Source organism: Spongiactinospora rosea (assembly GCF_003315795.1).
In the GTDB taxonomy this organism is placed as follows: domain Bacteria; phylum Actinomycetota; class Actinomycetes; order Streptosporangiales; family Streptosporangiaceae; genus Spongiactinospora; species Spongiactinospora rosea.
This window is the reverse complement of sequence record NZ_QMEY01000027.1, coordinates 63,629-79,102: the sequence shown is the minus strand read 5'-3', so window position 1 is coordinate 79,102 and position 15,474 is coordinate 63,629. Positions and strand designations below refer to the sequence as shown.

Annotated in this window: 11 protein-coding genes; 4 read left to right on the top strand and 7 right to left on the bottom strand. The window is 71.4% G+C overall.

The features are described from left to right. Both DP939_RS37975 and DP939_RS37970 read left to right on the top strand, forming a co-directional pair. Positions 1-2,079 (top strand): ATP-binding protein, encoded by a 2,079-nt coding sequence (locus DP939_RS37975; protein WP_113985681.1) that lies wholly within the window; start codon positions 1-3, stop codon positions 2,077-2,079. A 6-nt stretch (positions 2,080-2,085) separates the two neighbouring features. Then, positions 2,086-2,382 carry a hypothetical protein gene (locus tag DP939_RS37970; RefSeq protein WP_113985680.1) on the top strand — a complete coding sequence of 99 codons (297 nt, stop codon included), beginning with the start codon at positions 2,086-2,088 and terminating at the stop codon, positions 2,380-2,382. Positions 2,383-2,392: 10 nt separating this feature from the next. Here the strand turns inward: DP939_RS37970 and DP939_RS37965 are convergent, their stop codons facing one another. Both DP939_RS37965 and DP939_RS37960 read right to left on the bottom strand, forming a co-directional pair. Further along, positions 2,393-3,142, bottom strand: coding sequence for a hypothetical protein (locus DP939_RS37965; protein ID WP_147268303.1), 750 nt, complete (start codon positions 3,140-3,142; stop codon positions 2,393-2,395). Continuing rightward, on the bottom strand, positions 3,139-6,966 hold the full coding sequence (locus DP939_RS37960; RefSeq protein ID WP_147268302.1) for a phage tail protein: 3,828 nt from the start codon (positions 6,964-6,966) through the stop codon (positions 3,139-3,141). The genes DP939_RS37965 and DP939_RS37960 overlap by 4 nt, the downstream gene beginning before the upstream one ends. Positions 6,967-7,158: 192 nt before the next feature. Here DP939_RS37960 and DP939_RS37955 point away from each other — a divergent pair, with 192 nt between their 5' ends. Both DP939_RS37955 and DP939_RS37950 read left to right on the top strand, forming a co-directional pair. Then, complete coding sequence (locus tag DP939_RS37955) at positions 7,159-8,442, top strand: esterase-like activity of phytase family protein (RefSeq protein WP_113985677.1); 1,284 nt, start codon at positions 7,159-7,161, stop codon at positions 8,440-8,442. 95 nt (positions 8,443-8,537) lie between these two features. Continuing rightward, positions 8,538-11,375, top strand: coding sequence for a tetratricopeptide repeat protein (locus DP939_RS37950; RefSeq protein WP_113985676.1), 2,838 nt, complete (start codon positions 8,538-8,540; stop codon positions 11,373-11,375). Positions 11,376-11,458: 83 nt separating this feature from the next. On the opposite strand, the gene DP939_RS37945 is transcribed toward DP939_RS37950, so the two are convergent. The 5 genes from DP939_RS37945 to DP939_RS37925 form a co-directional block, all read right to left on the bottom strand. Further along, on the bottom strand, positions 11,459-11,758 hold the full coding sequence (locus tag DP939_RS37945; protein ID WP_113985675.1) for a peptidase inhibitor family I36 protein: 300 nt from the start codon (positions 11,756-11,758) through the stop codon (positions 11,459-11,461). Between the two features lie 63 nt (positions 11,759-11,821). Next, entirely contained in the window at positions 11,822-12,736 is a 915-nt protein-coding gene (locus tag DP939_RS37940; RefSeq protein WP_147268301.1) for a M56 family metallopeptidase, read from the bottom strand. 5 nt (positions 12,737-12,741) lie between these two features. Further along, positions 12,742-13,104, bottom strand: a complete 363-nt coding sequence (locus DP939_RS37935) for a BlaI/MecI/CopY family transcriptional regulator (RefSeq protein WP_113985673.1) — start codon at positions 13,102-13,104, stop codon at positions 12,742-12,744. Beyond that, entirely contained in the window at positions 13,101-14,294 is a 1,194-nt protein-coding gene (locus DP939_RS37930; RefSeq protein ID WP_113985672.1) for an MFS transporter, read from the bottom strand. Before DP939_RS37930 ends, DP939_RS37935 begins: the two co-directional genes overlap by 4 nt. A gap of 416 nt (positions 14,295-14,710) precedes the next feature. Continuing rightward, on the bottom strand, positions 14,711-15,442 hold the full coding sequence (locus DP939_RS37925) for a DUF7873 family protein (RefSeq protein ID WP_113985671.1): 732 nt from the start codon (positions 15,440-15,442) through the stop codon (positions 14,711-14,713). Between the last annotated feature and the right edge of the window lie 32 nt (positions 15,443-15,474).

Genomic DNA, 15,474 nt, shown 5'->3' with positions numbered 1-15,474 from the left:
ATGACCGAACCGGCCGTCGAGCACCTGCGCGTACGCCTCGCGGGCGTACACCGGGCGCTGCGCCTGGCGGTGGCCCGCCAGGCCGAGGCGGCGGCGCGGCTCACCCGCCCCGACCTGACCCCGTTCTGCGTGACGGACGAGCAGGTCGGCGTACTGCTCGACCAGGTGGACGCCTTCGCCGCGTCCATGTCCGAGCCACCGCCCGATCCCCATGCGGAAGTGGATCAGGAACAGCGGCTCCGCCGCCTGGCCGCCGCCAGGGGCGTGACCCTGCCGCTGGACGCGCTGGCCGCCCGCTTCGGCCTGACCCGCCCGGAACAGGACGCCCTGCTGCTGGTCGCGGCCCCCGAGCTGGACCCGGGTTACGAGCGCGTCTACGCCTACATCGTGGACAACCTGAACCGCCGCACCCCCTGCGTCGAACTGCTGGTGACGGTGTGCGGGCCGACGCCGTCCGCCCGCCTGGCGCTGCGCAGGGCGGTGGGCCCGGCCGGGCGGCTGCGCAGGTTCGGCCTGGTACGCGCGTACGGCGAGGCCCCCGCCGAGCAGGCCCAGGAACTGACGCTGGCGGCCGGGGTCTTCGACTTCCTGATGGGCTGGGGCGGGGACATCGGGCTGATCGGCCACGACCCGGGCGAGGTGCCGCGGCCGGAACCGGAGGTCGTGGCCCCGTACCTGTCGGACGAACGCCTGCCGAGGCTCGGCCGCGCCCTGGCCTCGGGGGACATCGACCTGGTGGGCCTGTGGGGGTGCCGCCCGGACGCCCAGCTCGACGTGGCGCAGGCGCTGGCGGAGGCGGCGGGCAGGCCGTTGCGGCGTACCACGACGGACCTCGCCGCCGACCTGCGCATGGCCGCCGCCCTGGACGCCGTGCTATGGCTGCCGACCGACGACCTTCCCGCCCAGGCCGACCCGGCGCTGCTGCGATCGGGCGTCCCGGTGTGCCTGACCGGCACGACCCCCTGGCGTCCGGCGGCGCTGCTGGCCGCCCGCGCCTACGCCGAGCTGACCATCCCGGCCCCCGGCTTCCCTGAGCGGGTGGCGATGTGGTCGGCCGCGTTCCCGGCCCTCGCCTGGCCCGCGCTGGAAGACCTCGCCGCCCGCTACCGCCTGTCCGGCGGCGAACTGCGCGCGGTGGCCGCCGTCGCCGACGTCGGCGCCCGCCTGTCCGGCAACGGCCGCCCGGCCCGGCCGGCCGATCACGTCGAACCGGCCATCGCCACGGTGACCCGGGGCCGTACCAGCAGCGCCGTGCAGTCGATCGTCCCGGACCGGGACATCGGCGACCTGGTCCTCCCCGACCCGCAACTGCACCAGATAGCGGAGATCGTCTCGGCCTTTCGAGCCTGGCCGAAAATCGCCGAGTCCTGGGGTTTCGCGGGCCGCTCGACCGGCGGGATAAAGGCGCTCTTCACCGGCGAACCGGGGACAGGAAAGACGATGTCCGCCGAAGTGATAACGGGCATGCTGGGGCTGGAATTACTGAAGGTGAATCTGGCGCAGCTCGTCTCCAAGTGGGTCGGGGAGACGGAGAAGAACCTGGAGATCGTCTTCCAGCAGGCCGAGGACAGCCATGCGGTGCTGCTGTTCGACGAGGCCGACGCGCTGTTCGGCAAACGCGGCGAGGTCAAACAGGGCACCGACCGCTATGCCAACCTGGAGGTCGGCTACCTGCTGCAACGCCTGGAGGCGAGCGACGGGCTGATCATCCTGACCAGCAACCTGAAGGAGAACATCGATCCGGCGTTCACCCGGCGCTTCCAGTTCGTGGTGCATTTCCCGAGGCCGGGGGTGCCGGAACGGCGGTCGTTGTGGCGGCAGGCGTTCCCGGCGAAGGCCCCGCTGGCCGAAGACGTCGATCTGGACGCCCTCTGCCGCCTGGACATGACCGGCGCGGGCATCACCGCCGCCGCCCGCGCGGCGGCCCTGGCGGCGGCCGACGACGAAAGCGGGGCCATCGGAATGCGTCATGTGGTGAAAGGCATCTCCCGGCAGTTCCAGCGCGAGGCGCGGCTGTTCCGCCCGTCCGAGCTGGGCCCGTATGCTGAATTACTGGCCGACAATGGGACCCCGGGGTGACCACCGATGCCTGAACTCCCGCCGCCGCAACACCAGCCCGCCGCCCCGGTCACCGCGAAGGAGCTGCGCACCGCCGCCGCGGCCGACAAGGGCAAGACGCCCCTCGTCCTGGTCCCCGCCGTCATCGGCAACGCCCAGGCCGCCAAGACCGCCATGGACTCCCACTCCAAGACCGCCCCCTCCCACCTCGCCTCCACCCTCGCCGCCGCCCAGGACCAGGTCGGCAACGCCGCCGTCGCAGGCGCCGCCATGCGCGTGGTCCCCATGGCCGTCCCAAAGAAGGAAAGCACCTCAGGCCGCTGACGCGGCGCGGTCACCCGGCTCCGTTGCCGGCGAATGCCTTCAGGTGCTGGATCATGCCGTTCCTGATGAGGGTGATCCGGCGGCGGCCGGGCAGGCCGGCGTACGGGCAGTCGTCGGGGCCCTCGCGCAGGGTGGCGGACTCGTCGCCGGGGGCCAGCCACAGCAGTTTGCCGGAGCGCAGCCAATCGGTCAGCTCGAAGTCGTAATGGGCCGTGTCGGGCACGACCCAGCTCCAGCCGCTGTTGACGCCGTCCCGGTACACCGGGTGGGTGTTGGATCCCCAGAGGTTCACCAGCTCGATGTTCTCGGGTCTGGGCCCGAAGTAGCTGATCGTCCAGCCGGTGTGCGCGCCCACCGGCACCTCGGCGATCACCGCCCGCACACCCGGGCCGCCGAGGATCCGGGGCAGCACGAACGGCACGTCCGGGCCGGGGACCACGGCGAACGGCGGGTGCTCCACCGGCTCGGCAAGCCGCATCGCCCCGGCCATGGCGAGAAAGCCGCGCGGCAGGGGCTGCGGCGGGCGGCGGACGGGGCTCACGTAGTCCCAGAAGGCGCCGTCGAGGCCGTACACGTCGATCGGCCAGCGCACCACCTGGCCACTGTCGGGGCAGCGCGCGACGGTGACCTCCGGCAGCAGCGCGCGGTAGCGGCGGTTGACCTCCTGGACCCGGTTCATGTCCGGCGACTTCTGCTTGAGCATCCGGTTGCTCTCGGCCATCAGCCGGACCCGTTCGGCGAGGGGATCGCCGGTCGTCATCGGTCCGGCCTCCCCGCGGGCGGGACCCACGGCCTGGGGTCGGTCCACGGCGGGGTCTCCGCCACGACGAACCTGATCGGCTGGCCGGGCGCGAAGCGCACCAGGCCCTCATCGCCGCCGCGCTGGTGTTGTCTCACGAGCTTGTCGCGCATCTCCCTCTCCTCCGGCTCCGGGTCCCAGCGGGCGACCGCGCCGTGCATCACGCCGAACTTGCCTCGCCGCATGTCCTCGATGAGGAGGTCGTACTCGTCGCGCGGTATCTCGCTGCCGTCCGGGCGGCGAATGTCGTACAGGTCGTGGTCGCCGGCGATGGGATGCGGGCGTTTGTACTCGTCATAGCCGTGGACGACATGTCCGATCACATTGAATCTGCCGGGCCCCAGGGGCTTGCGGGCCAGTGCCCGCATTTTCGGCCCGTATTTGGCGCGTTCGTCGACCCGCATACGGTATCGATTCCAGCCCGTCTGGGCGTCCTTCTCGGCGAGATTCGCCACCTTCGGTTCGGGCACCGGATGGACGAAGAACCCGACCAATCCCTTCTTCTCCGGCGCGATGTTCAGGAACGTGTCGGCCGTGTTGATCGTCTTGGCCTTGATGTCCACGGGCTTGTACCAGGCGCCGCGGATGAGGTGGCGCACCGAGTCGGGATTGGTGGGCCGGACATCGATGATCACTTGGTTCCGGTCCGCGAAGCGCTGGAACTTCCGGCTGTTCTTGACCAGGATTCCGTACTCGGCCTGCGCCTTCTTGCGGCTCAGCGGGGAGTTCTCCGCCCGGCTCGCCTTCGACGGGTTGATGGTGGCGACGAAATGGACGACGTGGTGGTCTCCCTGGAGCCGTTCCACGACGAGCGAGAGCGCGGTCAGCCGGTGCCGCCGCTGGACCGCTGGAATGCGCCGCCTGATCTCGTCGACCGGCATGCCGGTGCGTACCAGGCCGTGCGCGTCGCGCAGCGCGGCGTCGAGAACGTGTTGCAGGTCCTTGTCCCGCGGCTGGGCGGGCTCGGGCCTGCGCGGGCCCTTCTCCGGCCGCCGCGACGGCTCCCGCCGCCGGTCAGGACGCCGGTCAGGACGCCGCTCAGGACGCCGCTCAGGACGCCGGGGCCGGGTCGGACCGGGCCTGCGGGCGTCCGGGCGCTCGGGTTTGCGGGGCTTGGGCTTGATCTTGGCCCAGAGTTTCTTGACCAGGCCTGCGATCTTGTCGATCACCCGGTCGATGGCCCGGTTCACCGGCCGGGACAGCTTCTGGAAGATCTGCCGGACCTTGCCCGCGATGCCGCCGATGCCCAGCAGTGCCGCCAGCGCGCCGATCAGGACCGGGATCGAGCGGGCCAGCGCTCGTTCCACCAGGGCGGGGACGCCGCCGGTGCCGCCGCGGGCGATGGCGATCACCGCGTCCAGGACCGCGTTGACGAACTCGATGATCTGGCGGGCGTTGGTCACGACGAACCGGATGATGTCGATGATCATCTTGCAGGCGCGGATGAACGCCGAGGCGGGGTTGAACAGCGACACGATCCAGGTGATCCCGGCGATGATGATCGTCGGCAGCAGGTAGGACACCAGATCGTCGATCAGTTGTTTCTTCAGGTCGCCGACGTAGGACTTCAGGTCGTCCCACATCCCGGCCACGCCCCGCCGTCTCACCTGAGCCACCAGCGGGACGGCGGTCTCGGCGGCGACGATGGCCTGGTCGGGGACCTTGCGGGCCAGCCGGGCGCGGATGTTCGGCCAGGAGATCCCGAGCATCCCGCCGATCATCGTCACGATGCCCAGCACGTCGAACGTACGCGGCAGTCGCACCCCCGCCGCCGCCCCCGTGCCGAGCAGCCAGGTGAGCACCCCCTGTTGCAGGTGCCGCCCCGCGTTGCGGGCGAACAGCCGCAGACCGCCGCCCACGCCGGTGACCAGGTTCCCCAGGAACCCGATCGGGTCCTTCAAGATCATGCCGATGGCGGAGGCCGCCTTGCGCAGCACGCCCAGCAGCATCCGGCCCAGTTCGATGACGGTCTCGATCGCGCCGCCGATCGCCTCGGCCGCCTTGGCCACCAGCCCCTTGTTCTTCTCCTTCTCCGCCGCGATCTCCTCATCGACCGACCTGACCGCGTCGGTGTACTTGGCGGCCAGGGTGTCGACGAGTTCGGTGCCCTTGTCGTTGACCGTGTCCTTCAGCTCGTCGAACCGGCCCGCGAACTCGGTGGCCGCCTCCCGGCCGATCGCCTTCAGGTCGGCCGGGAGCCCGTCCACCGCCGCCTGAAGGTCCTTGCGGCCGGTGGCGATCCGGTCCTTGGCGCGCTTGAGTTCGCGTTCCACGGTGCCCGCGATGTCGGTGATGATCTGGTCCATCGCCGCCAGGTAGGTGTCCTTGGCCCGCTCGTAGATCCGGTTCGCCTCCTCCGGCAGGCCCGCGAACAGGTCGCGCACCCAGCGGAGCTTGCCGCTCAGCCCGCTGTACCGCGCGTCCTTGTACCGCCGCATCCCCTCCTCGTGATCGGCGGTGAAACGCTCCCTGGCCCGCTTCTCCTTGGCGGCGAACTCCTCATCGACCTTGCGATCCAGGCCGGTGAGGATCTTCTCCACATCGCCCTTGGTCGCGTCGAACACCTTCTGCAGGATTTCGGTGACCTGCCGCCGCTTGTCCTCATCACGGCCTTTGGCACCCTGCTTGCCGGTACCGACCTGCCTGCCGGTGGAGACGCGTACGCCGTGCATGCCCGCCATCGCCGCCGTCCCACGGGCCGCGGCGGTGTTCTTCACCTCGGCCAGTTCCCGGGACTCCCCGGCGCGCAGTTTCCTGGGGGCGGTCGCCGAATGCGCCTCCATCGACTTCTTGTCCCGCACCGCCTTGTCGAAGGACGGCTCGCGGGAGTTCCTGAACGACAACTGCTGCTCGGTGACCTTGGCCTGCGCCATCTGCCGATCCACCTGGGCGGGGCCCGCCGACAGGTCGGTGGCCGAGGCCGGCAGCCGGTCCGGGGTGGCCTGGCCCGGGTCCGGGGCGGGCGGACGGGCCGGGGGCCGGTCCGCCGTCAGCGGGACGACCTGTTTGGCGTCCGGCGCAGGCGCCGGGACCTGGGCCGTGGTCTCGGCGATCTCGCGGGCGGAGGCGTCCTTGCCCTCGCCGACCTTGCCCCGCACCTCGTGCGTGATCTGGTCGGCCTTGCCGGACTTACCGAACTTGTCCGCCTCGTCCAGGTTCTTCGGCGCGCGATCGGCCACGGCCTTCTTCACCGCGGCGATGAACGCCTGCTTGTCGAACTCCTTCGGCCGGGCCGCGTCCATGTCCTCGGCGTGCGCGGCCTTGCCCCGGGCCTCCCGATCGTCGGCAGGCGGCACGGCGGCGGCCTGCGCCGCCCCGGCTTCGGCGGTCGCGGGCGGGTGGCCGGTACCGATCCTGCGTTTCTTCGCGCCGACGTCCTTCTTCAGGGCCTGGAACTTCGGATCGGCTCCCGGCGACCGCCGGCCGGCCTGCTCCCGCGCCGCCTTCCGGTCCGGCCGCTCCGCCGTGGAGGTGTCCTTCGCGGCCGGGTGCTCGGTGTCAGGCGCGGCGGCCTTCTTCGCGCGGGCCGGGCGTACCGGGAGCGGCTTCGGCGCGCTCGCACGGCGGGCCACGGCCTGGTTGCCGACCAGGTTCTGGCCCGCCAGCAGCGACTCACGCGCCCACGGCATCGGACCGCGTGACGGATCCCCCAGCGCCGCCGCCATCGCGGCGTTGCCCGCCGCCCGCCGCGCCTGGACCACGGCCGGCGGGTTCGGGCGGCGCAGGTCCGGCCCCGTGGACACGGCCGGCGCGGGTGGCCGGGGAACCTTCACGGGAGCAGGCATCCGACGTTCACCCCCGAACATGAACCAAACCGAACAATCGCACCCGGCCCGTCGCCGGTGTGCCACCCGCACGTCGCAGGCCCGTCACCGGCCTGCTCGACAGCGGGGGTTCATCGGCGCGTCAATATGTGGTTGGTTGACGTCAACAGGCGCGGAATATCAATGAACGCCATGCCGATGAAAGGCCATGCCATGTTCCGTCCCGTCCTCGCGGGCCTGGCGCTCGCCGCCGTGACGCTCGCCGTACCGTCCCCCGCCGCCGCCGAGCCCGGCCCCGCCCGGCGGCCCGTCGTCACCAAGGACGTGCGCATCCCGCCGGTCCCCCTGGCCGAGCTGCAAAGGTCCATCACCGACGACCGCGGCGTGGAGCTGGGCGGGATCGGCAGCGGCCTGTTCCCGGCCGCGCGGCGCGGCGACTACTGGATGGTCACCGACCGCGGTCCGAACGGGCAGGTCAAGGTGGACGGCGACAAGCGCCGGACGTTCCCGATCCCCGAGTTCGCCCCGGCGATCGTCCAGGTGGCCACCCGGTTCGGAGTCGAGATCAAGAAGTACCTGCCGCTGGTCGGCGACTCCGGCAAGCCGATCACCGGCCTGAGCAACCAGGCCGGCCACGACGAGGAGCCCTACACCTGGGACGCGCGCACCACGCTGCCGTACAACCCGAGCGGCGTGGACACCGAGGACATCGTGCGCGGCCCGCGCGGGGACTTCTGGCTGGTGGACGAGTACGGCCCGTCGCTGCTGCACGTCTCGGAGCGGGGCAAGGTGCTGGCCCGGTACGTGCCCAAGGGCCTCAAGCTCACCGGGGCCGACTACCCGGTCAAGGAGACCCTGCCCGCGATCCTCGCCTCCCGGCAGCAGAACCGCGGCTTCGAGGGCCTGGCGATCGGCGGCGGCACCCTCTACCTCGCGGTGCAGAGCCCGCTGGCGAACCCGGACAAGAAGACGGCCAAATCATCGCGGAACGGGCGCATCCTCACGTACGACATCCGCGCCGAGCGGGTGACCGGCGAGTACGCCTACCGCTTCGAGGACGTCACCACCTTCGACCCCAAGGCGGACGGCGAGCAGGACGAGATGAAGATCTCCGGCCTGGCGCACGTCTCCGGCCGCAAACTGCTGGTGGACGAGCGCACCGACAACGTGGCCAGGATCTACCAGATCGACCTGGCCAAGGCGACGAACCTGCTCGGCGGACGCTACGACGACCCCGCCACCGCGCCGTCGCTGGAGGCCCAGGCCACCCCGCAGGACGTGCGGTTCCCGGCCAAGGCGCTGGTCGCCGACCTGCCCGAGGTCGTCCCGACGCTGCCCGGCAAGGTCGAGGGCATCGCCCTGCTCGACCGGCGGACCCTCGTCGTGGCCAACGACAACGACTTCGGCGTCGGTGAGTTCGGCGCGGACGGGCGGCTGGTGAGCAGTGGCGTGCCCAGCCGCATCGTCACCATCCGCCTCCCCCGCCCGCTCCGCTGACCGCCCTTTTGGAATGCCCCCCACACGGGGGGCATTCGCGTTTATGATCCGGACAGCGGGCGAATTCGCCACCCACCGCGAAAAAACAGGCGGTCATGGAGCCGGACGAGTACGACGTTTTCCTCAGTTACGCCGGGGACGACCGGGAGATCGCCCGGGAGCTTGAGCAGGCCCTGCGCGGGGTGAAGGTCCATGGCCGTCCGATGCGGGTCTTCCGGGACGAGCGCTCGATCGACCACCACGAGAGCATCACGAAACGGATCACCGAAAGCGTCCTTGCGTCGACGGTCTTCCTGGCCTATTACTCCCGCGCCTATCCCACGCGCCCGGCCTGTCAGCTCGAAATGACGTTCGCCTTTCTGCTCGCCCAGCGCGGCGACACGGCGGCGGGCCGCATTCTCGTGATCAATCCCGAGGAGTCCGGCGACCATATCGAGCCGGTGCAGTTGCGCGACCTGAAGTACCGGCCGCGCCCGGTCACCGCCGCCGACCACCGGCGTTTCGCCGAGGACGTGGCCGGGCACGTCGCCCGCTCGCCCGGCCCGCCGAGCGCGGCCGGCCCGGTGCCACCGGCCCGCTGGTGGCCGGGCGACCCGCTGCCCGACCGGGGGATGATCCACCGCTACTCGGAGATGTGGCAGTTGCACTCGGCGTTGCACGCGGGCGAGTTCGGCCTCGTCGAGCGGGGTCCCGCGATCGGCGTCGCGGTGATCTCCGGGCTGCCCGGTACCGGCAAGACCACGCTGGCCGCGCAGTACGCGCAGGAGTTCGCGGCGGCCTTCCTCGGGGGCGTGTACCGCTTCACGCTCGACCCCGACCAGGACGGGCCCGACCTGCTGCTCGACTACCGCCGCGCGCTGCGGACCATGGCCGCGGACCGCGGCATCGCGCTCGACGGGGCCGACGACGACCGCCTGTGCTTCCGCGTCGCCGACCACTTCGGGCGGCAGGCGCGGCCGGTGCTGTGGATCGTCGATCAGGTCCCTGCCGGGGTGCCGGACGAGGTGGTACGCGAGCTGCTGGTCCCCTCGCGATGGGTGCGGACCATCCTGACCTGCCGGGAGCATCGCTACACCGACATCGGCGCGCCCGTCCATCTCAGCAGGCTCACCGAGGCCGAAGGACTCGCTCTCCTGGAAGACGCGTACGACACCGGAGAGGAGTCCGAGGCCGCGGGACTGGTGGGAGATCTCGGCGGACATCCCCAGGATCTACGCATCGCGGGCGCCAAGCTGCGGGCCGCCCGCGGGCTGGTGTCGCTGCCCGAGTACCGGGCGAAGATCAGGGACGAGGTGGACAGCGTCCTCCAGGAGACCCTGCGTGAGCTGGACGCCTCCGCTCTGTCGGTGCTGGCGCCCGCCCTGTTCCTGGCGCCGGTCCCGATCCCGCGCGGCGTCCTGCGGCGGACCGCCGAGGCGCGGCACGGCTGGACCGAGCGGGAGGCGTGGGATCGGCTGCTGCCCGCCCTTACGTCACTGACCCGCATGTGCGTGGTCTCGGCGGCGGGCGACGGCGTGTTCGTCCACCCCCGGGTGGTCCGCGCGCTGCCACCCGGAGCCGCGTCCGGCCTGCTCCCGGCGGTGGGGGCGGCCGTCGCTGAGTACCTGACCGGGCCGGACGCCCCGGCGCCCTCGACCGTGGCGCACGCCCGGCACCTGGTCACCGGGCCTGACCTGCCCGACGACCTGGCCATTTCCCTGCTCACCGAGTTGGTCGCGATCGACGAACGGGCCGCCAGCCACCTGTCCGCCGCCCGGCTCGCGCAGCGCCTGGTCTCCCGGCTGCGCCACCGGTACGGCGACGAGGACGCCCGCACCCGCCAGGCGGCCGCCGCCGCCGCCCTGGCCCTGGTCACCGTGGCCGACTACAGCGCGGCCACCGAGCTCGCCCGGCTGGCCCTTCACCCCACTTCCGATGAGGCCACCGCGCAGGCCCTGCACGGGCTCGCGGCCGGTCTGGACGGCCTGGGCCGGTTCAGCGAGGCCGAACCCCATTGGCAGCGCCTCGAACACCGCATTCCCGATATGTCCCCCGAGCACGCCGATCGGGTACGCATCGACCGGGCCCGCGCGCTGCGCCAGCGAGGCCGCCTGCCGGAGGCCGCCGCCCTGCTCGCCGAGGTCACCGACCCCGACCTGCCGCAGCGCCACCTGGAAGAGGCGCTGATCCATGGCCTGCACCAGCGGCCCCGGCTCGCCATGGCCGCGGCGGAACGGGCGCTGGCGGGCTTCGAGCGCGCCGGTCTGGCGCAGCACCCGCTGGCCTTCGAGGCCGCGGTGGCCCTGGTGGACGCCAAGCTCTCGGCGTTCGCCCGCTCCCCGAACCCGTTCACCAAGATGGACCGGCAGCAGCTCGTCCGGATGCGGGAGGTGTGCGAGGAGTACGAGCGCCGCCTCGGCCCGGCCAACCCGCTCACGCTGAGCGCCCGCGTGGCGTACGGCATCAGCGTCGCGGGCTGGCAGGACGGCCGGACGGGCCGCGCCATCCTGGAGGCCGCGGACCAGGATGCCCGGGCGGCGCTGGGCGAACGGCACCCCATCCGGCTGCGCATCCAGTACGGCCTGAGCGGCGCGGCCATGAACCTCCACGACTTCGAGACGAGCGCCGAGTACGCCTCCCGCGCCTACCACGGCCGGCTCATCGTGCTCGGCGAGCAGCACCCGGAAACGCTCGCGTCGCTCATGCAACTCGGCATCGCCCGCGTCTCGCTCAGCGACGACCCCGAGGCCGCCGAAATGATCAAACAGGCCACCCGCGGCCTGCAGAAGATCCACCCGCTCTGGCACGGCGAGGTGGTCCGCGGCTACATCGCCCAGGGCTTCGGCTCCCTCCCCCGCCCGGTCTACGAGGGCATGATGCGCGCCACCTTCCTCGCCACCGAGGCCCCCGGCGCGCTCAAAAGAATGCTGAAGAACTGGACCGACCGCAAATGACATCGCCGGAACGGCCCCGTGGCGGGGATGGTCGCGTATCCTGCCGCCACGAGGCCGTTCGTTGAGCGCTGACGAACGAATCGTCAGCAGAATGTGTACGAAGAGATCTTGTCGTTGGCGCCGCTGCCGACATTGTTCGACCAGCCGCCGGGGCCGATCCTGATAAGTTCCCGGCCGCTGGCGTTTATGTGCTCATAGAAACAAACCGTGTATCCGGTGCGGTTCCAGATGGAACTCGTCAGGCCGTTGATCCACGATCCGATCCGAATTTCGCCGCTCCCGCATCGCACGGTCCATCGGGCGGTAAGGCCATCGTCGCCCGGCGATCGATCGGCGAGCCGATTCTGCTCATATATTTTTATTTCCGAGACAGGGCGGGCCATTAGCTACCCGCCATTAGCGCCAGAAATCGCGGACCCAATTCGACATGGCCGGGATTTTTTCGCCTACAGCGGAAGAAGGAACAAACTGAGCGGAGTGCTCGCCACGGTCAGGGCGAGGAGCAGGAGCAGTACGCGCGCCGGGCGGGAGGTGCGGGGTGGGGTGGCCAGGCGGGCGATGCGGGCGTCGAGGTCCCGTTCGGTGTCGCGGCCGGTGGCGGCGAGGGTGCCGGGTGGGGCGGGGAGGCGTTCGCAGGCGCGGAAGCGGCGGAGGGCGGTGGCCAGGGTCAGCCGGTCGTTGTCGCGGGCGGCCCGGTCGTCGGCGCGCATCTCGACCAGCAGGGCGACCGCGTCCAGCATGGCCCTGATCCGGCGGGCGGCGGGGAAGGCGCGGTGCAGCGCGGCGAAGGGCAGCAGCACCAGGTCGTGGCGTTCGCGGGCGTGGGCGCGCTCGTGGGCCAGTACGGCCTGGAACTCCCGGCCGCTGAGCAGGTCGAGACTGCCGGTGCTGACGACGATCGCGGCCCGGCGGCCCGGCAGGCAGTACGCGGTCACGGCGGGATGCTCGACCACCAGGGCGTCCCGCTGGACGGGGTGCGGGCGGGCGATCAGGGCCAGCAGCGTACGCTGCCTGCACCGCAACGCGGCCACCGCGCGAGCGCTGCGCACCAGGGCGAACGCCAGCCACCCGGTCGCGGCCAGGCCGCAGGCGGTGAGCAGGAGGTGGACGGGGGTGAGCGCGGCGGGCAGATCGCCCCTGGCCGCATCACCGGCGAAGGCGGCCAGCGCGGGCACGACCCCCAGCCGGTAGGGGGCCAGGCCGAGCGCGAGCGCGGTACCGATCCCGGACAGCACGAGGCACGCCCCGATCGCCTGCCAGATCGCCAGCGAGGTCCGCGGTGCCCGCCAGGCCCACCGCGACCGCAGCATGATCGCCATCGCTCCCCACGCCACGGGCAGAGTGATGAGGTGATGCACCACATAGATCACGGTGCCCCGCCCTCCGGGAGGGCTCGGCGGAGGGCTTCGGCCTCCTCAGGAGTGACGGAGCGGGCGAAGTGGCCGAGGGCGGCGAGGCGGTCGCCGGTCTCGCCGAGGGCCGCCAGCATCAGTTCGGCGATGTACGTCTCGCGCCCGGCGGCGGGGCGGTAGCGCCAGGTGCGGCCGTCGTCGTCGCGTTCGCGGCGGACGAAGTCCTTGCGGACGAGCCTGTTCAGGACGGTCATGACGGTCGTGTAGGCGTTGTCGCGGTCGCTGAGCCGGTTGACGACCTCGCGTACGGTCAGCCAGGCGTCGGTGCCCCACAGCACGTCCATGATCGAGCGTTCCAGCTCACCCAGGCTGTTCACACCCCTCCTTCCGCGCCGCGCGGCTCCGGCTCCGGCTCCGGCTCCGGTACGGGCTCGCGGGCCGGTACGGACAGCACGGTCACCGCCGCGAGCACCGCCGACGCGGCTCCGGCCAGGTACGGGAGCGCGGCCCCGACATCGAACAGTAGTCCAGCGGCGGCGGGACCCGCGACGCGCGCCGCGGCCTCGGCGGACTGCCCGAGGCCCAGCCGCGCGCCGCGCCGTTCGGGCGAGCCCGCGACGGCCATCAGGCTGGAGACCGTCGGGGTGAGCAGGCCGTGCCCGGCGGCGAGCAGGCAGACCGCGGCCAGGCACTGCCACCAGGTCGCCGACACCGCGACCGCCGCCATGCACGCTGCCATGATCACCGCCCCGGCCGCCGCCACGCGCGCGTCACCCCAGCGGCGGGCCAGCAGGAACACCGGCCCGGCCTGCACGATCACCAGCGCCAGCCCGGCCGCGGCGAGCGCCAGGCCGATGGCGGTGGCGTCCCAGCCGTAACGGTCCCGGCCGAGGAACGCGAGCGTGGTCTCCATGCCGACGAAGGCCGTCATCGCCAGGAAGCCGGTCGCGGCCAGCAGCGCCACCGGGGCGCGTCCGGACTTTTCCTGACTCGCACCGGGCGGCTCCTCCGGTGTGCGGTGGCGGGACGGTTCGGGCAGCCAGACGAGCGCGGCGACCAGGTTGACCGCCGCCAGCCCCGCCGCGACGTACGCGCACACGGCGAACCCCAACGGCGCCAGCACCCCGCCGATCGCCGGCCCGATCATGAACGCCATCCCGATGGCGGCCCCCATCTGCGCCATCGCCTGGGTACGGCGGTCGGCGGGCACGGCATCGGCCAGGTACGCCTGCGCCACCGAAATGCTCCCGCCACTCGCCCCGGCCAGCACCCGGCACGCCAGCAACGCCCCCAGCGACCCCGCCATCCCGGTCAGCGCCATGGACACCGCCGACCCGGCCAGCGCCATCAGCAGCACGGACCGCCTGCCGTACCGGTCGGACAGCCTGCCCAGCACCGGAGCCGCCACGAACTGCGCGACGGCGTACGCACTGACCAGGGCCCCGAACCACACCCCGGTCGCACCCAGCTCCGCGGCGTAGAACGGCAACGCCGGCAGCACCAGCGTGAACCCCAGCAGATCCACGAACACCGCACCCAAGATCACCAACCGCGCCGAGCTCCGCATCGCATCCCCTTCCCGGTCCTACTACAGCGCGTCATACTACGGCGCGTAGTAGACGGTCCCGCGGGAAGGGTGCCACCGGAAAAAGGAGCGGCCCCCCGGACTACCCATGGCCGGGGGGCCTGAAAGTTGCCGTCACATGTGGTGCCGGCGGCGTTTAAGAAGACGGATCAGTCCTGGTCGATGTGCGCTCTGCCATTGAGCCACCGGGCCACGAGTGGAGGCCCGGGCCGGATTCGAACCGGCATCTCAACAATCTCCGTCCGCCTTCGGTCGGTCCGGCATCCGACGGTCAATGCTGAATCTGGAGCGAGAATCTGAATTTGATCGGCCCAGCGGGCCCGTGAATCAGGCTCAGGCTTCAGCCTCAGCTTGCGCTCCTCGCGCACCCTCACCCGTAGGCGAGGGGGTCTGTGGGGTCAGGCGAACAGATAGCCGAACACCTTCTGGCCGATCTTCTGATCGACCACCTCGGTGCCGTTGGCCTCCTCACGCGCGTATTTGACGGCCTCCTGGAGTTTCTGCACCCGGGCCAGCAATTCGTTGACGCGGCGCTGCGGCAGCGCACCGGAGAACGCGACCTTGGTCCAGTAGCCGACCACGATGTCCTCGTTGTACACCTGCACCTGCGCCGGGTGCTTGTCGGTCGCCGCGGCCAGGACGTGATTGCGCGGCACCTTCTTGGTGCGGGTCGTCTTGACCGGCTCGGTACGCCATGCCTCGGTGTGCTCGTCCTGCGCCCAGGTCTCGGCCGGGTCCAGGGTCGGCAGCTTGGAAATGAACGCGTGCACGTCGGTGAGCTGCTTTTCCAGGAAGAGCAGATAGGTGACGGGCACATCCGCCAGCAATACCGAACCGTCCACGAGCACGTCGGCCTTGGCGGCGCAGTTCGCCCAGTCCTTTGTCGCGGTCACGTCGAACAGCCGCGTGAGCACTTCGCCAACGCCCTTCAGCACGGCCTCCGCCTGCACCTGGACGCGCGTCGACTCCGGCGGAAGCTGCTCACCCTCGTCGTCGATCGGCTGGTAGACGCGCGAGATACCAGAAAGCAGCGGGGTCTTCTGAATCTGGTGATAGGCGTCGGTCACCTTACGCTGGACGTCGGACTTCACGCCCTTCTCCACCGCGAGGATCTGATTGAGCTTCGTCACGCGAATAACTGTACGGGCATTACTCGCCCCCT